Annotated in this window: 17 protein-coding genes and 3 rRNA genes; 2 read left to right on the top strand and 18 right to left on the bottom strand. The window is 71.0% G+C overall.

Annotated features, from left to right (window positions below; translation table 11 throughout):
• Positions 1-68 precede the first annotated feature (68 nt).
• The 11 genes from ACN261_RS20320 to ACN261_RS20270 all read right to left on the bottom strand — a co-directional run bounded on the left by ACN261_RS20320 (position 69) and on the right by ACN261_RS20270 (position 13,321).
• Positions 69-2,465, bottom strand: a complete 2,397-nt coding sequence (locus tag ACN261_RS20320; RefSeq protein WP_425851569.1) for a hypothetical protein — start codon at positions 2,463-2,465, stop codon at positions 69-71.
• On the bottom strand, positions 2,465-3,640 hold the full coding sequence (locus ACN261_RS20315; protein WP_425851567.1) for a glycosyltransferase family 4 protein: 1,176 nt from the start codon (positions 3,638-3,640) through the stop codon (positions 2,465-2,467). The genes ACN261_RS20320 and ACN261_RS20315 overlap by 1 nt, the downstream gene beginning before the upstream one ends.
• Positions 3,637-5,307 (bottom strand): murein biosynthesis integral membrane protein MurJ, encoded by a 1,671-nt coding sequence (gene murJ, locus ACN261_RS20310; RefSeq protein ID WP_425851566.1) that lies wholly within the window; start codon positions 5,305-5,307, stop codon positions 3,637-3,639. Before murJ ends, ACN261_RS20315 begins: the two co-directional genes overlap by 4 nt.
• Before the next feature lies 1 nt (position 5,308).
• The gene (locus tag ACN261_RS20305) at positions 5,309-6,175 is read right to left on the bottom strand and encodes a hypothetical protein (RefSeq protein WP_425851564.1); all 867 of its coding nucleotides are present in this window, start codon (positions 6,173-6,175) and stop codon (positions 5,309-5,311) included.
• A 58-nt stretch (positions 6,176-6,233) separates the two neighbouring features.
• The gene (locus tag ACN261_RS20300) at positions 6,234-7,169 is read right to left on the bottom strand and encodes a copper transporter (RefSeq protein WP_421481279.1); all 936 of its coding nucleotides are present in this window, start codon (positions 7,167-7,169) and stop codon (positions 6,234-6,236) included.
• Positions 7,170-7,196: 27 nt separating this feature from the next.
• Positions 7,197-8,375, bottom strand: coding sequence for a putative cytokinetic ring protein SteA (gene steA, locus ACN261_RS20295; RefSeq protein WP_421481278.1), 1,179 nt, complete (start codon positions 8,373-8,375; stop codon positions 7,197-7,199).
• A 119-nt stretch (positions 8,376-8,494) separates the two neighbouring features.
• A complete protein-coding gene (gene recN, locus ACN261_RS20290; protein ID WP_421481277.1) occupies positions 8,495-10,252 on the bottom strand; it encodes a DNA repair protein RecN in 1,758 nt (585 codons plus the stop codon).
• Positions 10,253-10,400: 148 nt separating this feature from the next.
• A complete protein-coding gene (locus ACN261_RS20285; protein ID WP_204928604.1) occupies positions 10,401-11,285 on the bottom strand; it encodes an NAD kinase in 885 nt (294 codons plus the stop codon).
• A gap of 109 nt (positions 11,286-11,394) precedes the next feature.
• Positions 11,395-12,240 carry a TlyA family RNA methyltransferase gene (locus ACN261_RS20280; RefSeq protein WP_421481276.1) on the bottom strand — a complete coding sequence of 282 codons (846 nt, stop codon included), beginning with the start codon at positions 12,238-12,240 and terminating at the stop codon, positions 11,395-11,397.
• Positions 12,241-12,258: 18 nt separating this feature from the next.
• Entirely contained in the window at positions 12,259-12,564 is a 306-nt protein-coding gene (locus ACN261_RS20275; protein WP_425853632.1) for a hypothetical protein, read from the bottom strand.
• Positions 12,565-12,598: 34 nt separating this feature from the next.
• Entirely contained in the window at positions 12,599-13,321 is a 723-nt protein-coding gene (locus ACN261_RS20270; protein WP_425851560.1) for a phasin family protein, read from the bottom strand.
• A gap of 112 nt (positions 13,322-13,433) precedes the next feature.
• Here ACN261_RS20270 and ACN261_RS20265 point away from each other — a divergent pair, with 112 nt between their 5' ends.
• On the top strand, positions 13,434-13,769 hold the full coding sequence (locus tag ACN261_RS20265) for an SCP2 sterol-binding domain-containing protein (RefSeq protein WP_421481274.1): 336 nt from the start codon (positions 13,434-13,436) through the stop codon (positions 13,767-13,769).
• Between the two features lie 103 nt (positions 13,770-13,872).
• Here the strand turns inward: ACN261_RS20265 and ACN261_RS20260 are convergent, their stop codons facing one another.
• The 7 genes from ACN261_RS20260 to tyrS form a co-directional block, all read right to left on the bottom strand.
• On the bottom strand, positions 13,873-14,892 hold the full coding sequence (locus ACN261_RS20260; RefSeq protein ID WP_421481273.1) for an HAD-IIA family hydrolase: 1,020 nt from the start codon (positions 14,890-14,892) through the stop codon (positions 13,873-13,875).
• Positions 14,889-15,845 (bottom strand): Replicase polyprotein 1ab, encoded by a 957-nt coding sequence (locus tag ACN261_RS20255; protein WP_421486784.1) that lies wholly within the window; start codon positions 15,843-15,845, stop codon positions 14,889-14,891. The genes ACN261_RS20260 and ACN261_RS20255 overlap by 4 nt, the downstream gene beginning before the upstream one ends.
• An 89-nt stretch (positions 15,846-15,934) precedes the next feature.
• Positions 15,935-17,512, bottom strand: coding sequence for a hypothetical protein (locus tag ACN261_RS20250; RefSeq protein ID WP_425851557.1), 1,578 nt, complete (start codon positions 17,510-17,512; stop codon positions 15,935-15,937).
• A gap of 322 nt (positions 17,513-17,834) precedes the next feature.
• Positions 17,835-17,951, bottom strand: a 5S ribosomal RNA gene (gene rrf, locus ACN261_RS20245).
• 106 nt (positions 17,952-18,057) lie between these two features.
• A 23S ribosomal RNA gene (locus ACN261_RS20240) occupies positions 18,058-21,170 on the bottom strand.
• Between the two features lie 390 nt (positions 21,171-21,560).
• Positions 21,561-23,075: ribosomal RNA gene (locus ACN261_RS20235) — 16S ribosomal RNA — on the bottom strand.
• The 16S, 23S and 5S rRNA genes sit together here, the layout of an rRNA operon.
• Positions 23,076-23,981: 906 nt before the next feature.
• Positions 23,982-25,268: a tyrosine--tRNA ligase gene (gene tyrS, locus ACN261_RS20230; protein ID WP_421486783.1), complete on the bottom strand. Its 1,287-nt coding sequence runs from the start codon at positions 25,266-25,268 to the stop codon at positions 23,982-23,984.
• A gap of 116 nt (positions 25,269-25,384) precedes the next feature.
• Between tyrS and ACN261_RS20225 the strand changes: the two genes are divergently transcribed.
• Complete coding sequence (locus tag ACN261_RS20225; protein WP_204927706.1) at positions 25,385-25,759, top strand: PaaI family thioesterase; 375 nt, start codon at positions 25,385-25,387, stop codon at positions 25,757-25,759.
• The last annotated feature ends 99 nt before the right edge of the window (positions 25,760-25,858 follow it).

Below are 25,858 nucleotides of genomic sequence, written 5' to 3'. Positions count from 1 at the left end.
CACGCGATCCACGGGATTCCACGGTAACACCTCTCCCGGGGCCACCTGGCGTCGCACCCGACCTCGGGCTAACCGGTCCCGCCGCCGGCCGGGCCGGCCGCCGCCCCGGTCGCGGTCGACACCTGCGGCGCGGCGGTCCGCGCCACCGGCACCCGCGGTGCGCTGCGGCCCGCCGGCCGGGCCCCGACGTCCGGGTCGCCGGCACCGTCGTCGACCGGCCCGTCCGTCCCGCCGCCGTCGGACGCGGCCGTCGCGGTGTCGGTGCCGTCGCCCGCGCGGGCCGCCCCACCGTCGTCGGGTCGCCCGCCGGTGGGGCTCCCGCCGGGCGGGCCACCGGACGGACCGTCCGGACGCGGGTGGCCGCTGCCCGGCTGGGTGCGGTCGGTGGAGTGGTCCAGCACCCGCAGCGAGGCCAGTGCCGCCATCGGTACCACCAGTGCCGCGGCCGCCCCGGCCACGTCCAACGCGGCACCGCCGAGCAGCCCGGCGATCACCGCGGCCAGGGCCGTGCCGGCCAACGCCGCCCGGATCGCCGGGTAGATGCCGAACAGCCGCATCAGCCCACCCCAGGGCTGCAGCAGCGCGAACCACACCAGCAGCACACCGACCAGCGCCAGCACCGTCAACGGGCTGTTCACCAACGTCTGGAAGTTGGCCGTGCTGGACCGGTGCACGGTCAACCCGCCGGTGCCCTCGCCCAGGGCGGTCAGGAACCGTCCCAACGCCCCCCGCTCCTCCACCGGCCGCCGCAGGTCCACCACCGCGAATCCGATGGTCAACGCCAACCCGGCCATGGTCGCCCAGACCAACCGGCTGACCGTCAGCCAGCCACCGGTGCTGATCGCGGCGGCCACCGCCACCCCGGCGGTCAACGCGATCGCCCCGATCGAGTCGGCCCCCAGGTAGGGGCTGCCGACCACCACCACGGCCAGCCCACCGACCGCCACCACCACCATCGGCCGCCACTGCCGGCGGACCCGCTGCGCCAGCCAGCCGGCGCTGAGCAACGAACCGGCGAGGAACACCCCCAGGCCCACGGTGCCGAGACCGGAGAACCGGCCCCCCTCCAGTGCCGAGTAACCGACCACCCCGTTGAGCTGCAACCGGGCCCCGCTGAGCACGTCCGCGCCGACCACCAGGGTGGCCAGGCCGGCGACCGCGCCGAGCGGGCCGAGGGTCCGGTCGTGACCGGGGGTGAACCGGACCAGGGCCGTCGCGGCGACGATCAACGCGACCGTCACCACCGCGAAGTAGGCCCCCGCGTGGTCGCCCCGCCACCACGGCACCGCGTCGGCGAGCAGCGCCGCGGGCACCGCCAACGCGGCGGCGATCAGCAGCAGCTCCACGGCCGCCACGATCCGCGGCGACACCGGCGGCGGGCTGTGCGGGCCGGCCAGCCGCCGCGCCCGCCGCAGCAACGGCAGCACCGCGACCGCCAGGATGATCTGGGCGGCGGCGAGCAGCCCGAAGAACCAGCCGGCCACCGCCCGCTGGGCGGCGGCCTCCCGGTCGGCGTCGGCCGGCGCGGCGATGGCACTGGCCAGGTCGTCCGGGCGACCGTCGACCTTCACCGCCGGACGGCCCAGGAACAACCGCTCGGGCAGCGGCCGACCCAGCGCCGTCAACGCCGTCGGCGCCAGGTCGACCAGTTGCAGGTAGCCCTCCCGGCCCGTGCTGGCGGAGGTCAGCCAGCCGTTCTCCCACCCCGGGCCGTCCGCGACCACCACGTGCAGCCGGGCTGGCGCCTCCGTGTCGGACACCCCGGCGACCAGCACCAGCGACCGCTGCGGCCGGGCCGCCAGCACCTTCGCCAACGCCTCGTCGGCCCGCCGGGCGTCGGCCCGCCGGTCGGCCGGGTCGGTGCCGCTGACCGTGCCCAGGTCGACGATGCTCAGCACACACGAACCGAGCAGCCCGGACGGGTCGGCCGGCAGCGCCGGGGCGTACCGGTCGACGCGACCGAAGGGTCGGGCGGCGGCGACGGCGGCACCGGGGCCGACCGCCACCGAGCAACGCACCGACTCCGACAGCGAACCGGGCACCGCGCCCCACGGCTGCCGGTCGGCGTTGTAGGCGACCACCCGCTCCTGGTCGGGCAGGTTCGCGCCGATCCCGTCGGGCTGCTCCACGGTCACCGACGCCGGCGGACACCCGCCCGGGCGGCGGCTGCCGTTCCAGCCGGCGTAGCTGCCCGCGCCGAGGGTGAGCCAGCCGTCCACCGGGCACGTCGGGCGGTGCGCGGAACGGGTCGACAACGAACCGATGGAACCCTGCTGGGCCATCCGCCACAGCGTCGGGGTGCTCTGCGGGTCGACATCCGACCAGCGCAGCCCCGCCACCCCGGCCAGCACCACGTAGTCGGCGCTGCGCCGGGGTGGGCTGCTGTCGGGGCGGGCGGCCAGGGCGGTGACCCCGAGCGCCACCACGACCAGGGTCAGCAGGACCGGGGTGAATCGGCGCAGCATCAGGCGCGTCCCGTCGAGGGGGTGTCGGTGCCGGGGGCGGACGCCCCGGCACGGCCGGGCGGGTCGGCGTCCAGCTCGGTGTAGAGGGCCCGCAGCGCGGCGACGGTGTCGGCCTCGGTGGGCCAGGTGGCGGCGCGGGTGGCACCCCGCTTCGCCAGGTCGGCGCGCAGGCTCGGGTCGTCCAGCAGCGACCGGACGGCCGCGTCGACCGCGTCGACGTCACCGGGCGGCACCAGCAGCGCACCGTCACCGACCAGCTCGGGCAGCCCACCGACGGCGGTAGCCACCAGCGGTACGCCGGCCCGCAGCGCCTCCTGGGCGAACAGTTGCCGGGCCTCCCAGTCGCTGGTCACCACCGCCAGGTCGGTCCCGGCGAGCAGGTCCGCCACGTCGGTACGGTGCCCGAGCAGCGTCACCGGGGCACGCTCGGCGGAGATCCGGGCGGCCAACGGCAGGTAGGCGGGGCCACTGCCGGCGATCACCACCACCGGCGGCGGGGTGCGGTTACGCCACCGGGCGGCGGCGTCGACGAGCACGTCGTAGCGCTTCTGCGGGTGCAGCCGGCCGACGGAGAGCAGCAGCGGCTGCCCGGCGGCGACACCGAACTCGGCGCGTACGGCGGCGCGGCGGCGACGCGGGGCGGGCAGGGCCGGCGCGGCGACCGGGGCGAGCCGGGCGTCGGCGGCGCCCAACGCGGCGGCCCGCTGCACCAGGTCGGTGGAGGCGCCCAGGGCGACCCGGGCGGACCGGGCGACGACCCGCTCGGCGAGCCGGGACAGCCGCCCCCGCAGCCCGCCAGCGAGCACCGCGTTGTGCCAGGTGACCACGAGCGGCGCGGCGGGCCGGGCGAGCGCGGCGACCAGCCCGGCGCGCAGCCCGTGGGCGTGCACCACCCGCACGGGCTCACCGGCCAGCGCGCGACGCAGCGCGGTGACCGCGCGGGCGTCGGCGGGCGTCGGGTTGGCCGAGATCTCCACCGGGGTGAAGCGGGCCCCGGTGGCGGTGAAGTCGAACTGTTCGGCGGTGGCGGCCGGGCCGCAGACCAGCACCGGCTGGCCGGCCTCGACGAGCCCGCGCGCCACCGACCGGACGTGCTGGCCCACCCCGCCGGTGCTGGAGGCGAGCAGCAGCACCACCGTGCCCCGGGCGTCGGGGGCGGACGTCGCGTCGGTCATGGGGAGAGGGTCTCCTTCCCGTCACCGGCGTCGCGCGCAACGCCGTCCTGCGGGTCACCCGCCGCCCGCCGGCCGCCCAGCCGACGTCGCACGCCGGTGAGCAGCGGCCCGACGTCCCGCCGGTCCACCAGCCAGGCGACGGCGAGGAACAGCACGCCGACCACGGCCCCGGACAGCATGCCCTGCACGAGTGCCCCGGCTGTCGTCGGGGTGCCGCCGCCGGCGGCCAGCCGGGCGGTGAGCCCACCGGCCGGGGCGGCGACCAGCGCCGCCAGCAGGCCGGCGGTGGCGGCCCGGCGGCAACCGGCCAGCGCCGCCGGCCCGGCGCTGCGGCGTACCGCGACGACCAGCAGCGCCCCGAGCAGCAGCATGCCGACGGAGTTGGCCAGGGTGACGGCCAGCACCCGGTCGGCGCGCGGCAGCAGCGCCGCAAGCGGCAACGCGACCAGCGGCACCACCAGCCAGCCGGTGGTGATGGCGGCGGTGGCGGCGCGGGTGGCACCCCGGGCGTAGAGGGCCCGCGACAGCACCGCGAACAGGCCGTAGCCGACCAGGCCGGGGGCGAACCCGGCGATCGCGGCGGCGGTCGGCTCCGCGCCGAGCGGGAAGAACCGGCCGACCGGTTCGGCGGTGCCGATCAGCGCCGCCGCGCCGAGGAAGCCGAACAGCAGCACCCCCCGGGTGGTCGAGGCGACGGTGGCGCGGTAGCCCTGCTCGTCGCCGGACGCGGCGGCGGCCGACAGGCCCGGGTACGCGGCGACCGCCAGCGGCACCGCCAGCACCGCCCAGGGCAGCAGGTAGACGGTCTGGGCCAGGTTGTACACCTGCGGGGAGCCGGTCGGGCCGCCGGAGACCCGGTTGAGGATGACCACCAGGGCGATTTGCTGGGCGGTGACGGTGACCGCCCCGGCGACGGCGAGCCCGCCGACACGGGCCCGCGCGTCGGCGGGGAACGCGTAGCCGGGCCGCCAGGTCAGCCCGAGGCGGCGCAGCGGGATCAGCAGCGACAGCGACAGCACCACCACCCCGAGGGTGGTGCCGCCGGAGAGGATCAGCTCACCGGCCCGGCTGACCTGCGCGATGCTCGTGTCCCGCCCCTGGGTGACGCCGAAGACCAGGTAGACCACCACGACGGTGACGCTGGACAGCAGCGGCGCGACGACCGGCCAGGCGAACCGGCGGTGCGCCTGGAGCACCCCGGTGAGCACGATCCCGATGCCGTAGAGCGGCAGTTGCGGGGCGAACACCCGCAGCATCCGCGCCCCGGCGGCCAGTTCCGCCGGGGACCGCCCGTCGGAGATCGCCGCCACGACCGGGTCGGCGAACACCGCCACCAGCGCCGCCAGCGGCACCAGCAGGGTCACCGTCCAGGTCAGCAGCGCCCCGGTGGTCGCGGCTACCGCCCGCCGGTCACCGGCCGCGACCGGCCCGGCCAGCAGCGGTACGACGAGACTGGCCAGCGCCCCACCGGCCACGATCTCGAAGATGATGTTGGGAATGGTGTTGGCGATGACGTACATGCCACCGAGGTCGCTGTCCTCGACGACCCAGGTGAACACGGCGGTCCGGCCGAACCCGGCGAGCCGGGCCAGGACGGTGAGCACGGCGATCAGGGCGGCGGCGCCGGCCACCCGACCGGTGCCGGCGAGGGGGGCCGGTCTGGTCACGTCAGTCGGATCGCCGGCCCAGCGCGTCGAGTTCCCGCAGCACCGGGGTGCGCTGGATGACCGCCGTGAAGCTGACCTTCTCGCTGGCCGCGGTGAGACCGGCGAGGACCGCGAGCAGACCGGCCCGGCCGAGCGGGCCGGTGCGGGCGGCCAGGGCCACCCCGAGCAGCGCGCCGAGCGCGTTGGCCCCGCTGTCGCCGATCATCACCCGCTCACCGAGGTCCTCGTCGAGCAGCCCGGCGGCGGCACCGACCGCACCGGCGGCGATACCGGCGTGCGGGCCACCGGCCAGCGGCACACCGAGCAGCACCCCGGACTTCAACGCCCGACCGGGACGCAGGTCCAGCAGGTTGAGCAGGTTGGCGGTGCCGGCGACCACGCCCGCGCCGAGCAGCACGTCGACGGTGCGGCCGAGCGCGCCGTAGCGCTGCCGGCGGGGGTGCGCGGCGACCTTCGGGTCGGCGGCGAGCAGCACGGCCGCGGCGAGCCCGGCCGCACCCACCCCGGCGACCTTGACCATGCCGGCGGTGACCCGACCGGCCCGCAGGGCGGCGAGGTGACCGGCGAAACCCTTGGCGGCCTTCTGCTCCGGGCGGGCACCCACCACGTCGTCGTAGAGGCCCACCGCGCCGGAGCCGAGACCGGCGACGAGCACCGCCGCGCCGGCCGGGACGCTGGCCGCGCCGAGCGCCCCCGCGCCGGACGCACCGACGGCCAGCGCCGGCCCGGCGGCGAGGCTGACGGTACGGCCCCGGAAGTTGGTCCGCTCCAACGCCGGCCCTGCCGGGGAGGTACGGGCCTCCCGCAGCGCGTACCGGGCGGCGGCGGCACCGGCGGCGGCGGCGAGCAGCCGCCCGATCCCGCTCATGCGGCACCGCCGGACGGCGCGGACGGGTGGTAACCGGTCACCGGGGTACGTGGTTCGTTCACTGGGGCAGTCTAGGCACCAACGTGGCGTTGTCGCCGACGCCGTACTGACCCGTCCGCTTCTCGGTGAGCTGTTGCACCAGGGCCAGGCTGGTGACCAGCTGCCCCTGCACGGTGTTGGCGTTGTCGACGGTGGAGATCGTCTGGGCGAGGACCGGGTCGCCCCGGACCACGGCCACCAGGTTGCCCCCGGTGGAACCGTTGCCGCCGACGACGATCGCGCCGGTCCGGTCGAACTGCTCGGCGATCTTCACCACCGACTCGTCCTTCTTCGCCGAGTCCTTGTCGACGTACGGCTGCCCGCTGACCACCACCACGGCCTCGGCCGGGCCGGTGACCTTCTCCTCGCTGGTCAGGTAGCCGGCGTTGACGTACGCGGCCAGCACCGCCCGCCGGTCGGCGTCGGTCACCGCCGGGGTGCCCTGCGGCCGGTCGAGCAAGACGCTGGCCAGCAGGGCGCTGGAGGTCTCCACGCCGTTGCCGTTGCCGGGCAGCGTCGAGGCGGGGGCGGTGGGCCGGGCGGCGGTGACGGCCAACTCCATCAGGCTGGTGTTGTTGTCCGGGTTGACGAACTTGTCCTGGATGTCGACCCGACCGGTCACCGAGGCCCCGGCGGTCTGGAGCATCTTCAGCACACCCTCGGTGTGCTCCCGCCCGGTGGGCAGGCTGAGCACCATGACCCGCTTGCCGGTCAACTTGCCCGGGAGGATGATCAGCGCCATCTCGGCGGCGAAGTCCTCCTCCATGTCCAGTTCCTTCTGCAGGCTGTTGACCGACTGCCGCATCTGCTGGTTGTCCTTGCGCAGCGAGTTGACGGTCTCCTTGAGCGAATCGGCGACCGGCCCGTTGAGGGCGGCCGTGCCGACCACCAGGCCGATCGCCAACGCCAGGAAGACCGCGGTCAGGGACACCACGTGGTACCGGAAGTTGATCACGCTTGCAGCCTCTTGATCGGTCGGGAGCTAGAAGAGCTGGCCGAGCTGGAACACGAAATTGTCCCACCACTCGGAGACCACACCCAAATACGCCTTGCCGACGGTGGAGACCGCCACGGCCGACGCCATCGCGGCGATCGCCGACAGGACCAGCAGCAGCAGCGACGACCCGGAGATGCTCTGCCGGTACAGCCGGCTCACCCCCTTGGCGTCGACCAGCTTCCCACCGACCTTCAACCGGGTGAGGAACGTCGAGGCCATCCCCCCGCGCCCCTTGTCCAGGAACTCCACGAGCGTGGCGTGGGTGCCCACCGCGACCAGCAGCGAGGCGCCCTTCTCGTCGGCCAGCAGCATCGCCAGGTCCTCGCTGGTCGCGGCGGCCGGGAAGGTGATCGCCGGCACCCCGAGCCCGTTGACCCGGGCCAGACCCGGCGCCCGGCCGTCCGGGTAGGCGTGCACGATCACCTCGGCGCCGCACCGCAACACGTCGTCGGTGACCGAATCCATGTCCCCGATGATCATGTCGGGGGTGTACCCCGCCTCGACCAGCGCGTCCGCCCCGCCGTCCACGCCGATCAACACCGGCTTGAACTCCCGGATGTACGGGCGCAGCACGTCCAGATCGGCCTTGTAGTCGTAACCCCGGACCACGATCAGACAGTGCCGCCCCTGCACCGGGGTCTGGATCTCGGGAACACCCACCCCGTCGAGCAGCAGGTCCCGCTCCTGACGCAGGTAGTCCATCGTGTTGGCGGCGAACGCCTCCAACTGCACCGACAGCCCCTCCCGGGCGTCGGACATCGCCTTGGCGACCGTCTCGGCATCCTGGAGGTCACCGTGCGCGACCGGCTCGTCGCCCAGGAAGACGGTGTTGCCCTCGATCCGGACGGTGTCACCCTCCCGGATCCGCTCGAACACCCCCTCGCCGAGATCGTCCAGCAGCACGATGCCGGCGCCGATCAACACCTCCGGACCGAGGTTCGGATACCGGCCCGACACCGACGGCTTGGCGTTGAGCACCGCCGCGACACCGACCGCGACCAGCGAATCGGCCGCCACCCGGTCCAGGTCGACATGGTCGATCACCGCGATGTCGCCGGGGCGGAGCCGGCCGACCAGCCGCTTCGTACGGCGATCCAGACGTGCGGTGCCGAGAACTGAGTCCGGTTCCGCGTTCCGGGCCCGGCGCAACGTGGGTAGACGCATCGTGACCATCCTGGCATGGGAGGCAGGCATTTTCGTCGCGACATGCCTGAGCAGGGCCGCCTACCCAGGGAAGCACACCAGAGCGCAGGCCGGTGTGCCTCCGCTCACAATCGTTGCCCTCAGGGCCGCCTTTCCTTCGCCGCAACGGCCAGCAACTCCTCGGCATGCGCGATACCCAGATCCGAATCCGGCAAACCCGCGAGCATCCGCGCCAACTCCCGGGCCCGCTCGGTGTCCTCCACCACCCGCACCCCGCTGGTCGTCACCGCACCCCCGGTGTCCTTCGCCACCACCAGGTGCCGGTCGGCGAACGCCGCCACCTGCGGCAGGTGCGTCACCACCAACACCTGGTGACTACGCGCCAACCGCGCCAACCGCCTACCGATCTCCACCGCCGCCTGCCCACCCACACCCGCGTCGACCTCGTCGAACACCAACGTCGGCGGACCACCCGAACCGGCGAACACCACCTCGATGGCGAGCATCACCCGCGACAGCTCACCCCCGGAGGCGCCCCGCTGCAACGGCAACGACGGCGCACCCGGATGCGCCAGCAACCGCAACTCCACCTCGTCCGCGCCGTCCGGACCGACCCCGCACTGCACCCCGTTGACCGGCAACGTCGGCTCCGACCGGCCCGCCGGCCGGGGCAGCACCGCCACCTCGATCCGCGCGTGCGGCATCGCCAACCCCGCCAACTCCACCGTCACCTGCTCGGCGAACCGCACCGCCGCCTCCTGCCGCGACGCCGACAACCGCCCCGCCAACTCGGCCACCTCACCGGCGAGGCGCTGCGCCTCCCGGTCCAGCTCGTCGAGCAACTCGTCGGAGGTGTCCAGGTCGGACAGCCGGGTCCGGGCCCGCTCCGCCCACGCGATCACCCCGTCGACGTCGTCGGCGTACTTACGGGTCAACGCCCGCAACGCGGCCCGCCGCTCGTAGATCGTCTGCAACCGGGCCGGGTCGGCGTCCAACGCCGCCAGATACGTCGACAACTCCGCCGACACGTCCGCCACCAGGGTCGCCGCCTCCTCCAACCGGCCGGCCAACTCACCCAGCGCCGGATCGGTGCCCGCCTGCGCCTCCAGGGTCCGCCGGGCCGTGCCCAGCAGCGCCGTCGCATCCGGCGTGTCGTCGGCCGCCTCCACCCCACCGGCCACGCACACGTGCGCCAACTGCGCCGCCGTCCGCAACCCCTCGGCATGCTCCAGCCGCTGCGCCTCGGCCTTCAACTCGTCGTCCTCACCCGGCTGCGGATCGACCCGGGTGATCTCGTCGAGGCCCAGCCGCAGCAGATCGGCCTCCTGGTGCCGGGCCCGGGCGTTACTGCGCCGGTCGGCCAGATCGTCGACCACCTGCCGCCACCGCCCGTACGCCTCCCGCAGCGCGTCCACCAGCTTCTCGTGCCCCGGCCCGGCGAACCGGTCCAGCGCCGCCCGCTGCTCGGCCGGCCGCAGCAACCGCAACTGGTCGGACTGGCCGTGCACCGCCACCACCTGCTCGCCGACCTCACCGAGCATCGACACCGGCATGCTCCGGCCACCCAGATGGGCCCGGGACCGCCCCTCCACCGTCACCGTCCGGCTCATCAGCAGCGAACCGTCGTCGTCGGGCCCGCCACCGGCGTCCACGATCCGGGCGTGCACCACGTCGGCCACCCGGCCGTCGAGCCGCAACCGCCCCTCGACCGTCGCCCGCCCCGGCGCGGCCCGCACCCGACCCGCGTCGGCCCGCCCGCCGAACAGCAGGCCGAGACCGGTCACCACCATCGTCTTGCCGGCACCGGTCTCACCGGTGATGACGTTCATCCCGCCGGCCAGCGGCAGGGTGGTGTCCTCGATGACGCCCAGTCCGGTGATCCGCAGCTCTTCCAGCACAGCACCCGACAGTAGACGCGTGCTGCGACAGTTGACCAGCCGGCACGGGGCACCACACCGGCAGGAAATCCTCCACCCGCCCGCCACCGGCACCGCGCCGCTGGTCGACGGCCCCGCAGGTGACCACGGACACCCCTACCGGCCCCGATCAGCGGCGACTACCGCGCCAACCCTGCACCGGCAGATCGAACTTCGCCACCAGCCGGTCGGTGAACGGCCGGTCCCGCAACCGCACCACCCGCACCGGCAACGCACCCCGACGCACCGTCACCGTCGCCCCCGGCGGCAGGTCGTAGACCCGCCGGCCGTCACAACACAACACCGCCAACGTGGTGAACGGATCGACCGTGATGACGAACGTGGACGTCGGCGCGGTCACCAGCGGCCGACTGAACAACGCGTGCGCGCTGATCGGCACCAACAGCAGCGCCTCCACCTCCGGCCAGACCACCGGCCCCCCACCGGAGAACGCGTACGCCGTCGACCCCGTCGGCGTGGCGCACACCACACCGTCGCAGCCGTACCGGGACAGCGGACGACCGTCCACGTCGACCAGCAGCTCCAGCATCTGGGCGCGCTCGCCCTTCTCGACGCTGATCTCGTTGAGCGCCCACGACTCGATCGTCGGGCCACCCTCGAACTCGGCCGTGACGTCGAGGGTGAGCCGTTCGTCCACCGTGTAGTTGCGCCCCACCACGTCCCGCACCGCCGTGTCGAGATCGTCGATCTCGGCCTCGGCCAGGAAACCCACCTTGCCCAGGTTGATCCCGAGCAACGGCACCTTCGCCGGCCGGGCCAGCTCCGCCGCCCGCAGGAACGTGCCGTCCCCGCCGAGCGCGAAGACGATCTCGGCACCCTCCGCCGCCTGGAGACCGTCCACCGGCACCACACCGGGCAGGTCGAGATCATCGGCCTCCTCGGCCACCACCCGCACCTCGAAACCGGCCGCGATCAGGTCGGCGGCCACCGCCCGGGCATGCTCGGTGCTGCGCCGCCGCCCGGTGTGCGTCACCAGCAGCGCCGTCCGGCTCACCGGTGCCACCACCCGCGCCACGCCCGGCCCGCCCCACCATCGTCGAGGTCCACCGGACCCGCCTCCCGTCCGCCCTCGCGGGACACCGTCCCGACGCCGCCCACCACGCTCACCCTGCCACCTTCCCCGACTCCGGGTCCGGCCCGGGGCCGTTCGGCCCGGCGTCCACCACGGCGCGCACCCGCCCGGGATCGGCCGGCGGCGCGTCCCGGCGCAACCACACGAAGAACTCCACGTTGCCACTCGGCCCCGGCAGCGGACTGGCCGCCACGTCCGCCAGCCCCAGCCCGAGCCCGGCCGCCGTCGCCGCCACCTCCAGCACCGCCTCGGCCCGCAGCGCCGGATCACGCACCACCCCGCCCGCGCCGACCCGCTCCCTGCCCACCTCGAACTGCGGCTTCACCATCAGCGCCAGGTCCCCGTCGGAACGGGTGCAGCCCGCCAGCGCGGGCAGCACCAACCGCAGGGAGATGAACGACAGGTCCGCCACGGTCAGGTCCACCGCCCCACCGATCACCTCCGGGGTCAGCGTCCGCACGTTGGTCCGGTCCATCGCCCGCACCCGGTCGTCGGTCCGCAACGACCAGGCGAGCTGCCCGTAGCCGACGTCCACCGCGACCACCTCGGCCGCGTCGGCGCGCAACAGCACGTCGGTGAACCCCCCGGTCGACGCCCCGGCGTCCAGGCACCGCCGGCCCGCCACCCGCAACCCACCGGGACCGAACGCGGCCAGCGCGCCGGCCAGCTTGTGCCCACCCCGGGAGACGTACTCGTCGATCGGGTCCGCCCCGGTCACCAGCAGCGGATCGGCCGGGTCGACCATCGCGGCGGCCTTGCGCGCGGGCACCCCGCGCAACTGGACCCGACCGGCCTCGATCAACGCGCCGGCCTGCTCCCGGGACCGGGCCAGGCCGCGACGGACGAGTTCGGCGTCGAGCCGGGTACGACGTGCCATGGGGGTGGTTCTCTCCGGTCAGGTCTGGTCGATGGTGGCGAGGGTTTCCCGCAACGTCTGGTACGCCGCCTCGTACTGCGCGATCTGGTCGGCCGGGGACAGGCCCTCGGCGTTGGCCATCGCCCGCACGGCGGCGTCCACGGCCGGATGCCGGGCGTCGTCGACCTCGTCGTCGTGCCCGACGGCCGACGGCGGCCCGGGCCGGGCGGCGGGCGGCGGCCCGGGCCGGGCGGCGGGCGGCGGCCCGGGCCGGGCAGCCGGCGGACCAGGCCGGCCGACCGGCGGCGGGCCTGGTGTCCCGGCGGGGGGCGGGCCGGGGCGCAACGGGCCGGTCACGACCGGCTCCCCACGGGACGGCTCACCCGGCACCACCGGAGCCGTCGTGGCCAGGAGTCCCCTTCCCGGGCGGGGGAGCAACCCGGTCGGCTCCGGTCGACCGGGCGGCCGACGGGGCCGTGTCCGCCGCCGGCCCTGCCTTCTTCGCCACCGCCTTCTTCGCGACCGCCTTCTTCGCCACCGCCTTCGGGGCCGTCGTCGCCACCGTCGTCGGGGTCACCGCCTTCTTCGCCACCGCCTTCTTGGCGACGGCCTTCTTCGCCACGACCCCGGTCGACGCTCGGGCGGTCCCGGCCGCCGCGTCGGCCACCGTCGCGGGAGCCGGCCCGGCCGCCGCAGCGGCCCCGGACTCCACGCCCGTGTCACGGGCCGTACCGGCACCGCCGGTCGGCGGTACGGTCGTATCCGGTGCCGTGTCACCGACCGGCGACCCGCCCGGTCCGCCCTTCGCCTCGCGGAGCTGCCGTTCCAGCTCGTGCACCCGGCGGGTCAGCTCGGCGACCTCGTCGGCCGTCGCCAGCCCCACCGCACCGAGCGCCCGGTCGACCTCGAAGCGGACCAGCTTGGTCAGCGCCTCCCGGTTCGCCGCGCCGGTGGCGAGAAGTTCCTCGGCGAGCGCCTGCAACTGGACGGCCGTCGCGCCGCCCGTGCCGGCCAACCGCCGGGCGGCGTCCTGGGCCCTCTTCCGGGGCGCCTCCGTCAGGCCCAGGGCCAGCTCCAGGTAGGCGCGCCACGCGTCCTGCATGACTCAAGTCCTTCCGCGGGGGCAGTGTGCGGCCCTCACGCTACCGGGCGCCCCGGGCCGTCCCTTGCGGTACGGTGCCGGAAAACGGCGTGGCGGGTACGAAGGAGACGATGTGGCAAGCGTGGACGAGTGCCGACAGGCCCTGCGGGATCTTGCCGACCGGTTGGACCGGCACGCCGAAGCGTCCAGCAAGATCGATCTGGACCGGACCCTGGCCTGCCGGATCACCGATCTGGAGACCGCGTTCCACGGCCGGATCGAAGGCGGCCGGCTGGTCGATCTCGCCGACGGCGACGACCCGAAGGCGAAGATCGCCCTGATCACCTCCAGTGACGACCTCGTCGCCCTGGTACGCGGCCAGCTCGACGTCACCAAGGCGGTGGCCGCCCGCCGGATCTCCATCAAGGCCAGCCCGTTCGACCTGCTGAAGCTACGCAAGCTGCTCTGAGCCGCAGCCCGGCGACGAGCGGGCCGGCACCGATGCCCGGTGCCGGCCCGCTCCGCCGTCAGATGGCGAGGCCTCAGATGGCGAGACCTCAGGTGGCGAGACCTCAGGTGGCCAGGCCGAACCCGGCCAACGCCTGCTCCGCCTCCGGCGAGGCCGGGCGGACGTCCGCTCCGGTACCCGCCTCCCAGGCGACCGCGCACAGCACGGCCAGCGCGTCCAACGGCCGGCCGGCACCGCTCAGCTCCACCGCACCGTCCACCACCGCCGCCGCCCAGCCACCGGCCTGCGGGGCACCGGGGACCCGGACCACCGCCGTCGGATCGAAGAGCCCGGCCAGGTCGGCCGCCACGTGGGTCGGCCGCCGCTGCTCGGGGGCACCCAACAGCTCGGGTACGTCGCTGACGCCGGTGAGCACCAACAGGCTGTCCAGCCCGGCCCGGCGGGCACCCTCGATGTCGGTGTCCAGCCGGTCACCGACCACCAACGTCCGGCCGGTGCCGGCACGCCGGGCGGCCGTGGTGAACAGCGCCGGCTCGGGCTTGCCGACGACCACGTCGGGTGCCCGGTCCAGAGCGTGCCGCAGGGCGGCCACCAGCGACCCGTTGCCGGGCAGCGGGCCCCGCCCACTCGGCAGCGTCCGGTCCGTGTTGGTGGCCACCCAGGTCGCCCCGGCCCGGATCGCCACCGACGCCTCGGCCAGGTCCACCCAGCCCACCTGCGGGCCGTACCCCTGCACGACGGCGACCGGCGCGGCGTCGGCGCGGTCGACGGGGGTGAGCCCGACGGCGCTGATCTCGGCGCGCAGCGCCTCGGCACCGACGACGAGCACCGCCGCGCCGGCCGGCAGCCGGTCCCGCAGCAACTCCGCGGAGGCGGCGGCCGAGGTGAGCACCTCCGCCGGGTCAGCCGGTACGCCGATGCCGGTGAGCAGGTCGGCGACCTCGCTGGAGCGCCGCGAGGCGTTGTTCGTGGCGAACGCCACCGACCGGCCCTCGGCCCGCAACGCGCCCAGGGCCTCGACCGCGCCGGGGATCGGCCGGTCGATCAGGTAGATCACTCCATCCAGGTCGAAGACGACCAGGGTGTACCCGTCGATCAGCCGGTCCCCGGCGACTGCGGTCATCGCTGGTCCGCCTCCGCCGCCGCGCCGTCGACCGCCCGCACCCCGCCCGGAGCCGTCGCCTCGTCGACGCCGGTGGCCGGGGACGCGACGGTGCCGGGTCGGTCGTCCACGGACGTCCCCGCGACGTCGTCGACGTCCCGTGCGGCACCGGCAGGCAGGTCGTCACCGGCACGGTCGTCCCGGTCGGCGTCGCGGACGTCCTCGGCGGCGTCGGGGGTGTCCCGTCCGGCCTCGGCGGCGTCCGGCCGAGTCAGCGCGACACCCTCGTCCTCGTCGTCACGGTCGTCGTGGCTGTCGCGAGCCTCGTCGTCGTCGAAGTCGTCGTCGTCCTCGTCACGGTCGTCGGCGGCCAGCCGGGCCCCGGCGTCCGGGTCGGCCGGCAGCGTGCCGGTGGCCTCCCCCGCGGCGGCGGGCTCCTCGACCGGCTCGTCGTCCTCGTCGTCGCCCTCGATCACCACGCCGTCGAGTTCCAGCAGCCGCTCCGGCGCGTCGGTCTCCCCGTCGGTGTCCACGTCGGCGGCCCGCGAGAACCACTCCCGGGCCTCCTCACGGCGGTCCACCGCGAGCAGCGCGTCCGCGTACGCGTACCGCAGCCGCGCGGTCCAGGGCTCGGCCACGTCGGTGGTCAGCTCCGGAACCTGGAGCATCGCCACCGCCGCGTCCTTCTGCCCCAGGTCACCCCGGGCACCCGCGGCGACGATCAGCAGTTCGACCGCGACGGCCTTGTCGAGCTTGTCGTTGTCGGCCCCCCGGAACAGGTCGATCGCCCGCTCCGGCCGCCCCAGCGCCCGCTCGCAGTCGGCCAGCACGGCCAGGTGGCTCTGCAGGCCGGTCATCCGGTGGTACGTGCGCAGCTCGGCGATCGCCGTCTGCCACTCCCCCGCGTGGTACGCGGCCAGGCCGACCGCCTCACGTACGGCGGAGATCCGGGCGGCCAGCCGCCGGGCCGCCATCGCGTGGGCCAACGCCTCCGCCGGGTCCTCGTCGATCAGCTGACCGGTGGCGACCAGGTGCCGGGCGACGGTCTCCGCCACCGGCTTGTTCAACGACAGCAGCTCCGCGCGGACGGCCGTGTCGAGGTCACTCGCGGAGATCTCGTCCGGCAGCACCGGCGCGACCGCCCGGCCGTCGGTCTCGTCCCGACGTTCCCGGTCGGGGCCGAACCCGCCCTCCCGGCGGCGGTCGTCCCCCCGCTGGTCGTCCCGGCGCGGCCGGTCGTGACCACCGCGCTCGCCGCCCCGGAAACCGCCGTCACGACGGTCACCGCCGCGCGAGTCGTCACCACGGAAGCCGCCTTCGCGACGATCCCCGCCCCGGAAACCACCATCCCGGGAGTCACCGTCTCGGCGGAAACCGCCGGAGCGGGAGTCACCGTCACGCGGGCCCGACCGGAAGCCGCCCTCGCGGCGGTCACCGCCGAAGCCGCCCTCACGACGGTCGCCACCCCGGAAACCACCCTCGCGGCGGTCACCGCCGAAGCCGCCTTCGCGACGATCCCCGCCCCGGAAACCACCGTCACGGGAGTCACCGTCGCGACGGAAGCCGCCCTCACGGCGATCGCCGCCGAAGCCACCGGGTCGACGGTCGCCGCCCCGGAAACCGCCCTCGCGCGGGCCTGACCGGAAGCCACCACGGTCACCACGCGAATCGTCACGACGCTCACCGCCCCGGAAACCACCGTCACGGGAGTCACCGTCCCGGCGGAAACCACCGGGCCGCGAGTCACCGTCACGCGGACCCGACCGGAAGCCACCCTCACGACGCTCACCGGAGAAGCCACCCTCACGGCGATCGCCACCCCGGAAAGCACCATCACGGGAGTCACCATCGCGACGGAAACCACCGGGCCGCGAGTCACCGTCACGCGGACCCGACCGGGAGCCGCCCTCACGGCGATCGCCGCCCCGGAAACCGCCTTCGCGGGAGTCACCACCGCGGAAGCCACCCTCGCGGGAGTCGCCGCCCCGGAAACCACCTTCGCGCGGGCCTGACCGGAAACCACCACGGTCTCCACGCGAATCGTCACGACGCTCACCGCCCCGGAAACCACCCTCGCGGGAGTCACCGTCACGACGGAAACCACCGGACCGCGAGTCACCGTCACGCGGACCCGACCGGAAACCACCCTCACGACGCTCACCGGAGAAGCCACCCTCACGGCGATCGCCGCCGAAGCCACCAGGTCGACGGTCGCCGCCCCGGAAACCACCCTCGCGGGAGTCACCGTCGCGACGGAAACCACCGGGGCGGGAGTCACCGTCACGCGGACCCGACCGGAAACCGCCCTCACGACGCTCACCGGAGAAGCCGCCCTCACGACGGTCACCACCCCGGAAACCGCCCTCACGCGGGCCTGACCGGAAGCCACCACGGTCACCACGCGAATCGTCACGACGCTCACCGCCCCGGAAACCACCGTCCCGGGAGTCACCGTCACGACGGAAACCACCGGGGCGGGAGTCACCATCACGCGGACCCGACCGGAAACCGCCCTCACGACGCTCACCGGAGAAGCCACCCTCACGGCGATCGCCGCTGCGGAAGCCGCCGTTTCGTGGTGTGTCACCGTCACGGCGGAAACCACCCTCGCGGCGGTCGCCACCCCGGAAACCACCGTCACGGGAGTCACCATCGCGACGGAAACCACCGGGGCGGGAGTCACCGGTACGCGGGGCCGACCGGAAACCGCCCTCGCGCCGATCGCCGCCCCGGGGCCCACCCCGCGAGGCACCGCGGTCGTCGCGGTCGCCACGGTACGGGGGACGGTCGTCCCGGCGGGGCCCGGCGTCCCGCCCCTGGGGACGGTCGGAACGGTCTTCGTATCGCGGACGGTCTCCGCCCTGCGGTCCTGAACTCACAGGTACATCCTTCCTGATTGCGCCAACCACGGCGCGACGCAGTCGAGGGCCGACCCGGATGGGGCGGCCCTCGACTGGAAGATTGTCCGGCGGTGTCCTACTCTCCCACACCCTCCCGAGTGCAGTACCATCGGCGCTGGAGGGCTTAGCTTCCGGGTTCGGAATGTGACCGGGCGTTTCCCCTCCGCCATGACCGCCGTAACACTATGAACATATCAAACAACACACACACCCACAAAAACCACTACCACCGTGGGGGGTTGTTTGGTGTTTGTTCAGAGTTGCACAGTGGACGCGTAGCAGCCTTGTTATCAAGTCCTCGGCCTATTAGTACCGGTCAACTCAACCCGTTACCGAGCTTACATTTCCGGCCTATCAACCCAGTCGTCTAGCTGGGGGCCTTACCCCCACAAAGTGGGGTGGGATACCTCATCTTGAAGCAGGCTTCCCGCTTAGATGCTTTCAGCGGTTATCCCTTCCGAACGTAGCTAACCAGCCGTGCCCCTGGCGGGACAACTGGCACACCAGAGGTTCGTCCGTCCCGGTCCTCTCGTACTAGGGACAGCCCTTCTCAAGTATCCTACGCGCACGGCGGATAGGGACCGAACTGTCTCACGACGTTCTAAACCCAGCTCGCGTACCGCTTTAATGGGCGAACAGCCCAACCCTTGGGACCTGCTACAGCCCCAGGATGCGACGAGCCGACATCGAGGTGCCAAACCATCCCGTCGATATGGACTCTTGGGGAAGATCAGCCTGTTATCCCCGGGGTACCTTTTATCCGTTGAGCGACACCGCTTCCACACGCAAGTGCCGGATCACTAGTCCCGACTTTCGTCCCTGCTCGACCTGTCAGTCTCACAGTCAAGCTCCCTTGTGCACTTGCACTCAACACCTGATTGCCAACCAGGCTGAGGGAACCTTTGGGCGCCTCCGTTACCCTTTAGGAGGCAACCGCCCCAGTTAAACTACCCACCAGACACTGTCCCTGAACCGGATAACGGTCCGAAGTTAGATACCCAAATCAACCAGAGTGGTATTTCAAGATTGCCTCCACCCATACTGGCGTACAGGTTTCACCGGCTCCCACCTATCCTACACAAGTCCATTCAGATACCAATGTCAAGCTATAGTAAAGGTCCCGGGGTCTTTCCGTCCTGCCGCGCGTAACGAGCATCTTTACTCGTACTGCAATTTCGCCGGGCCTGTGGTTGAGACAGTGGGGAAGTCGTTACGCCATTCGTGCAGGTCGGAACTTACCCGACAAGGAATTTCGCTACCTTAGGATGGTTATAGTTACCACCGCCGTTTACTGGCGCTTAAGTTCTCCGCTTCGCCCCCGAAAGAGCTAACAGGTCCCCTTAACGTTCCAGCACCGGGCAGGCGTCAGTCCATATACATCGAATTACTTCTTCGCATGGACCTGTGTTTTTAGTAAACAGTCGCTTCCCCCTGCTCTCTGCGGCCATACAACGCTCCACCCGCACGGGGCTTCACGTCTCCGGCCCCCCTTCTCCCTAAGTTACGGGGGCAATTTGCCGAGTTCCTTAACCACAGTTCGCCCGATCGCCTCGGTATTCTCTACCTGACCACCTGTGTCGGTTTGGGGTACGGGCCGCTCGAAACTCGCTAGAGGCTTTTCTCGGCAGCATAGGATCACTGACTTCACCTGAATCGGCTCGGCATCACGTCTCAGCCTCCATGCGGTGCGGATTTACCTACACCACGGCCTACACGCTTACCCCGGCACAACCACCGGCCGGGCTCAGCTACCTTCCTGCGTCACCCCATCGCTTGACTACTACCCGCCAGGTTCCCACGCTCCCCAACCTCAACCCGAAGGTCTTGGCTGGTTCGGGTGGTTAGCACAACGAGGTTCATCAGGGACGCTCCTTCGCGGGTACGGGAATATCAACCCGTTGTCCATCGACTACGCCTCTCGGCCTCGCCTTAGGTCCCGACTCACCCAGGGCGGATTAGCCTGGCCCTGGAACCCTTGGTCATCCGGCGGAAGGGTTTCTCACCCTTCTTTCGCTACTCATGCCTGCATTCTCACTCGTGCCGCGTCCACAACTGGGTCACCCCGCTGCTTCACCCCCGGCACGACGCTCCCCTACCCATCCACACACCTGCACGCACCATCAAGGGTACGCGTGGTTAAAATGTGAATGCCACAGCTTCGGCGGTGTGCTTGAGCCCCGCTACATTGTCGGCGCGGAACCACTTGACCAGTGAGCTATTACGCACTCTTTAAAGGGTGGCTGCTTCTAAGCCAACCTCCTGGTTGTCTATGCGACCCCACATCCTTTTCCACTTAGCACACGCTTAGGGGCCTTAGCTGGTGATCTGGGCTGTTTCCCTCTCGACTACGAAGCTTATCCCCCGCAGTCTCACTGCCGCGCTCTCACTTACCGGCATTCGGAGTTTGGCTGATTTCGGTAAGCTTGTAGGCCCCCTAGACCATCCAGTGCTCTACCTCCGGCAAGAAACACACGACGCTGCACCTAAATGCATTTCGGGGAGAACCAGCTATCACGGAGTTTGATTGGCCTTTCACCCCTAACCACAGGTCATCCCCCAACTTTTCAACGTTGGTGGGTTCGGCCCTCCACGCGGTCTTACCCGCGCTTCAGCCTGCCCATGGCTAGATCACTCCGCTTCGGGTCTAGAACATGCGACTCAAACGCCCTCTTCAGACTCGCTTTCGCTACGGCTCCCCCACACGGGTTAACCTCGCCACATGCCACTAACTCGCAGGCTCATTCTTCAAAAGGCACGCCGTCACCCCGCAAGGCTCCGACGGATTGTAGGCGAACGGTTTCAGGTACTATTTCACTCCCCTCCCGGGGTACTTTTCACCATTCCCTCACGGTACTCGTCCGCTATCGGTCACCAGGAAGTATTTAGGCTTACCAGGTGGTCCTGGCAGATTCACGGCAGATTTCAGGAGTCCGCCGCTACTCGGGAACACCCACAGAAGATCAGCAACTTTCACCTACCGGACTCTCACCGACTACGGTTGGCTTTTCCACACCATTCGGCTAGCCACTGACTTTATAACTCCTCGAACAAGTGTCAGCTTGTTCAGCAGGGTCCCACAACCCCGACCACGCAACCCCTGACAGGTATCACACGCAACCGGTTTAGCCTCAATCCGCTTTCGCTCGCCACTACTCACGGAATCACTAAATTGTTTTCTCTTCCTACGGGTACTGAGATGTTTCACTTCCCCGCGTTCCCCCCACACACCCTATGTGTTCAGGTGCGGGTGACACCACATGACTGGTGCCAGGTTTCCCCATTCGGACACCCTGGGATCACAGCTTGGTTGACAGCTCCCCCAGGCCTATCGCGGCCTCCCACGTCCTTCATCGGCTCCTGGTGCCAAGGCATCCACCGTTCGCCCTTGACAACTTGACCACAAAGATGCTCGCGTCCACTGTGCAATTCTCAACAAACAACCAACCCACAACCCCAAAGCCCCACACCAGCAACCCCACCCCGCCCACAAGCAGAGACAGAATCCGGTATGCGAGACCAGGCCATGCCTGGCAACCTCCAGCAGGCTCCCGCCCACCACAAGGCACTGAAACAACAACCTGAGGTTGTTCCTTCAGGACCCAACAGGGTGCTATACGCCCCCAACCAGCCGCACCAGGAGGAACCGTTCCCACCACCGAAGTGGCTGTACTAGGTATCCCGGCCGTTGCCAGAGGAAAGCTCGCCAGTGTCTCCGCCATCTGAGCACCCCACCACCACATTCGGGCAGTGCGGGCTCCATGCCACCTTTCGGTGGATGGTGCTCCTTAGAAAGGAGGTGATCCAGCCGCACCTTCCGGTACGGCTACCTTGTTACGACTTCGTCCCAATCGCCAGCCCCACCTTCGACGGCTCCCTCCACAAGGGTTGGGCCACCGGCTTCGGGTGTTGCCGACTTTCGTGACGTGACGGGCGGTGTGTACAAGGCCCGGGAACGTATTCACCGCAGCGTTGCTGATCTGCGATTACTAGCGACTCCGACTTCACGGGGTCGAGTTGCAGACCCCGATCCGAACTGAGACCGGCTTTTTGGGATTCGCTCCACCTCACGGTATCGCAACCCATTGTACCGGCCATTGTAGCATGCGTGAAGCCCTGGACATAAGGGGCATGATGACTTGACGTCATCCCCACCTTCCTCCGAGTTGACCCCGGCAGTCTTCGATGAGTCCCCGCCATAACGCGCTGGCAACATCGAACGAGGGTTGCGCTCGTTGCGGGACTTAACCCAACATCTCACGACACGAGCTGACGACAGCCATGCACCACCTGTGACCGCCCCCGAAGGACCTCCCATCTCTGGAAGTTTTGCGGCCATGTCAAACCCAGGTAAGGTTCTTCGCGTTGCATCGAATTAATCCGCATGCTCCGCCGCTTGTGCGGGCCCCCGTCAATTCCTTTGAGTTTTAGCCTTGCGGCCGTACTCCCCAGGCGGGGCGCTTAATGCGTTAGCTGCGGCACAGGGAACCGGAGAGGCCCCCCACACCTAGCGCCCAACGTTTACAGCGTGGACTACCAGGGTATCTAATCCTGTTCGCTCCCCACGCTTTCGCTCCTCAGCGTCAGTATCGGCCCAGAGACCCGCCTTCGCCACCGGTGTTCCTCCTGATATCTGCGCATTTCACCGCTACACCAGGAATTCCAGTCTCCCCTACCGAACTCTAGCCTGCCCGTATCGACCGCAGGCTTGGGGTTGAGCCCCAAGTTTTCACGGTCGACGCGACAAGCCGCCTACGAGCTCTTTACGCCCAATAAATCCGGACAACGCTCGCACCCTACGTCTTACCGCGGCTGCTGGCACGTAGTTGGCCGGTGCTTCTTCTGCAGGTACCGTCACTTACGCTTCGTCCCTGCTGAAAGAGGTTTACAACCCGAAGGCCGTCATCCCTCACGCGGCGTCGCTGCATCAGGCTTCCGCCCATTGTGCAATATTCCCCACTGCTGCCTCCCGTAGGAGTCTGGGCCGTGTCTCAGTCCCAGTGTGGCCGGTCGCCCTCTCAGGCCGGCTACCCGTCGTCGCCTTGGTAGGCCATCACCCCACCAACAAGCTGATAGGCCGCGAGCCCATCCCAGGCCGAAAAACTTTCCACCAAACCCCATGCGGGGAAAGGTCATATCCGGTATTAGCCCCCGTTTCCGAGGGTTATCCCAAAGCCTAGGGCAGGTTACTCACGTGTTACTCACCCGTTCGCCGCTCGAGTACCCCGAAGGGCCTTTCCGCTCGACTTGCATGTGTTAAGCACGCCGCCAGCGTTCGTCCTGAGCCAGGATCAAACTCTCCAACAAAAACCTGTTGAACAGCAATCCCGACAACAAACAAATGTTGCCAAAGGAATCCCAACCAACCAAACCCGAAGACTCAGATTCGGCCAGTCCGGGGTATAAAACAATTGGCACTGGCTTTACAAGCACCCTGTTGAGTTCTCAAAGAACAACCACACACCACCCGGAAGCCCCGCAACCGCAGAACCCCCGACCTGGGGCATTTCCCTACACCACACCCCGCGCTCCCGCGCCGGGCACTTTTACTACGTTACCCGGTGGTATCCGCCATGTCAAACCGCTCTGTAGCGATCCACACCACTTCCACCACATTTTCCACACACCACGAAAACACCCGGCTCACACCGGAAGCCTTCGCGATTTCCGTCAGGCCGGCCGGTGCGGTCTCCCACACGCTCGCCCGGTTCCCTGCCGGCGTCATACACTACCCGGTCGGTTTCGCCTCACCAAATCGACCCCCTGGGCCGATCCGGGCACCGCCCGGTCCGTACTCCGCGAAGGACAACCCCGCGAAGCCGGTGCCTCACACCGCGCTCCGGCCTTCGAGGCATTCGCCCCGGTTCGTCCGTTCCGCGCTGGCAGAGAGAAAGTTACGCGTCCGCCGCGATGATCGTCAAATCCGGCGGACGCGTCGCACGTCACACTGCCGCGCACCAGCCCACCCGTCGAGCGCGGGCCGCCCCGTCGAGCGCGGGCAACCGTCGGGCAGGGGCAACCGTCGAGCGCGGGCAACCCGTCAGGCGGAGGCACCGTCCGGGCCGTCCTCGCCGGGCCGCCTACCGGGGACGGACGGGACCGGCCGAGAACGGTCAGGCCGGCCGGCCAGGGTCGGTCGGCGCACCGACCGGGGACGGACGGCGGCAGCACCCCGACCGGCGGGAAAAGCCCCCACACGCCGGGACGACCGGGTCAGGGACGCAGCTCGACCCCGGCGAAGGACCGCTTGCCCCGGCGTAGCACCAGGTAGCGACCGTGCAGCAGGTCGGCCGGGTCGACGGTCGCGTCGACGTCGGTGACCCGGGTGTTGTTCACGTACGCACCGCCCTCGGTGATCACCCGGCGGGCCTCCTTGAGCCCGCCGACCAGACCCGAGTCGCGCAGCAGCCCGGCCACGTCGGGCAGCTCACCGGTGAGCTGCACCAGGCCGGCCTCGGTCAGCGCGGCGCGCAGCGTCTCCGGGGCCAACTCGTCGAGCGAGCCCCGGCCGAAGAGAGCCTGACTGGCGGCGACGGCCTGCCGGGTCTCCTCCGCGCCGTGGACCAGCGTGGTGAGTTCCTCGGCGAGGGCCCGTTGGGCGCCGCGGGCCGCCGGCCGTTCCGCCGTCTCCTTCTCCAGCGCCTCCAGTTCCTCGCGGGAGCGGAAGCTGAAGTACCGCAGGTAGCGGGTGACGTCCCGGTCGTCGGCGTTGACCCAGAACTGGTAGAAGGCGTACGGGCTGGTCATCTCCGGGTCGAGCCAGACCGCGCCACCCTCGGTCTTGCCGAACTTGGTGCCGTCGGAGCGGGTGACCAGCGGGGTGGTGAAGGCCTGCACCGGGCCGGCCCCCCGGCGACGGACGTAGTCGACGCCGGCGGTGATGTTGCCCCACTGGTCGGAGCCGCCGTACTGGAGCTGGCAGCCGTGCCGGCGGTGCAGCTCGAAGAAGTCGTTGGCCTGCAGGAGCTGGTAGCTGAACTCGGTGAAGCTGATGCCGGTCTCCAGCCGGGCCCGCACCACCTCGCGGGCGAGCATCTTGTTGACCGGGAAGTGCTTGCCGACGTCCCGCAGGAACTCGACCACCGACATCTCGCCGGTCCACTCCAGGTTGTTGACCAGTTGCGCCGCGTTCTGCCCGGTGTACGACACGAACGGCGCGAGCTGGTCGCGGATGCGTTGCACCCAGCCGGCCACCACCTCGGGCGGGTTGAGGGTGCGCTCGGCGCTCTCCTTCGGGTCGCCGATCTGGCCGGTGGCGCCACCCACCAGCAGCAGCGGCCGGTGCCCGGCGAGTTGGAGCCGGCGGGCGGTGGTGACCTGCATCAGGTGGCCGACGTGCAGGCTGGGCGCGGTCGGGTCGAAGCCCACGTAGAAGGTGGCCGCCCCGCCGTCGAGCAGGTCGCGCAGCTCGTCGGGGCCGGTGGAGTCCTGGATCAGGCCGCGCCACCGCAGGTCTTCGGTCAGGGAGTCCCGCCCGTGCGGGAGGTTGCTGTCGGTCACGGTCACCGATTCTCCCCCATCGCCGACCTGGGGCCGTACCGGGTTTGCCGCCGGGCGGCGCGGCTAGGCTGGCCCGGCCGGTGCGACGAGGAGGAACAGCCGTGGAGATCCCGGAGATGACGGACGGTCTGGTCGGTCTGCTGGGGCTGACGTTCGACGAGGCCAGCGGGGACCGGGTGGTGATCCGGTGGAAGGTGCGGCCCGAGCTGCACCAGCCGGCCGGCATCCTGCACGGCGGGGTCTACTGCGCCGTGGTGGAGACGGTCGGCAGTGTGGGCGGCACGCTCTGGCTGGGCGACCGGGGCAGCGTCGTCGGAGTCTCCAACCAGACGGACTTCCTGCGCGCGGTCCGCGAGGGCGAGCTGGTGGCCGTGGGCACCCCGGTGCACCGGGGGCGCAGCCAGCAGCTCTGGCAGGTGGAGATCACCGACGCGGAGGGACGCCTGGTGTCGCGGGGTCAGGTGCGGTTGCAGAACCTCAGCCGGGACTGACCCGCCGGGCGGGAGCGGCGAGCCTGCCCGGTTCGCCCGTTACAAGGGGCACTGCGCCGATATCGTCGCCTCGATGACCGCCGCCGATCCCGTCCGCAC

It is taken from the genome of Micromonospora sp. WMMD723 (assembly GCF_049863385.1).
GTDB classification, from domain to species: Bacteria; Actinomycetota; Actinomycetes; order Mycobacteriales; family Micromonosporaceae; genus Micromonospora; species Micromonospora wenchangensis.
The sequence above is the reverse complement of the archived record's forward strand: the minus strand, read 5'-3'. Positions and strand labels throughout refer to the sequence as shown.

What these genes read in the sequence shown, in the direction of transcription:
- ACN261_RS20255 (WP_421486784.1), bottom strand. Translation starts at nt 15,845, where the DNA reads ATGGCGGCCCGGCGGCTGGCCGCCCGGATCTCCGCCGTACGTGAGGCG.
- ACN261_RS20305 (WP_425851564.1), bottom strand. Translation starts at nt 6,175, where the DNA reads ATGAGCGGGATCGGGCGGCTGCTCGCCGCCGCCGCCGGTGCCGCCGCC.
- steA (WP_421481278.1), bottom strand. Translation starts at nt 8,375, where the DNA reads ATGCGTCTACCCACGTTGCGCCGGGCCCGGAACGCGGAACCGGACTCA.
- ACN261_RS20315 (WP_425851567.1), bottom strand. Translation starts at nt 3,640, where the DNA reads ATGACCGACGCGACGTCCGCCCCCGACGCCCGGGGCACGGTGGTGCTG.
- ACN261_RS20280 (WP_421481276.1), bottom strand. Translation starts at nt 12,240, where the DNA reads ATGGCACGTCGTACCCGGCTCGACGCCGAACTCGTCCGTCGCGGCCTG.
- ACN261_RS20270 (WP_425851560.1), bottom strand. Translation starts at nt 13,321, where the DNA reads ATGCAGGACGCGTGGCGCGCCTACCTGGAGCTGGCCCTGGGCCTGACG.
- ACN261_RS20225 (WP_204927706.1), top strand. Translation starts at nt 25,385, where the DNA reads ATGACGGACGGTCTGGTCGGTCTGCTGGGGCTGACGTTCGACGAGGCC.
- ACN261_RS20260 (WP_421481273.1), bottom strand. Translation starts at nt 14,892, where the DNA reads ATGACCGCAGTCGCCGGGGACCGGCTGATCGACGGGTACACCCTGGTC.
- ACN261_RS20320 (WP_425851569.1), bottom strand. Translation starts at nt 2,465, where the DNA reads ATGCTGCGCCGATTCACCCCGGTCCTGCTGACCCTGGTCGTGGTGGCG.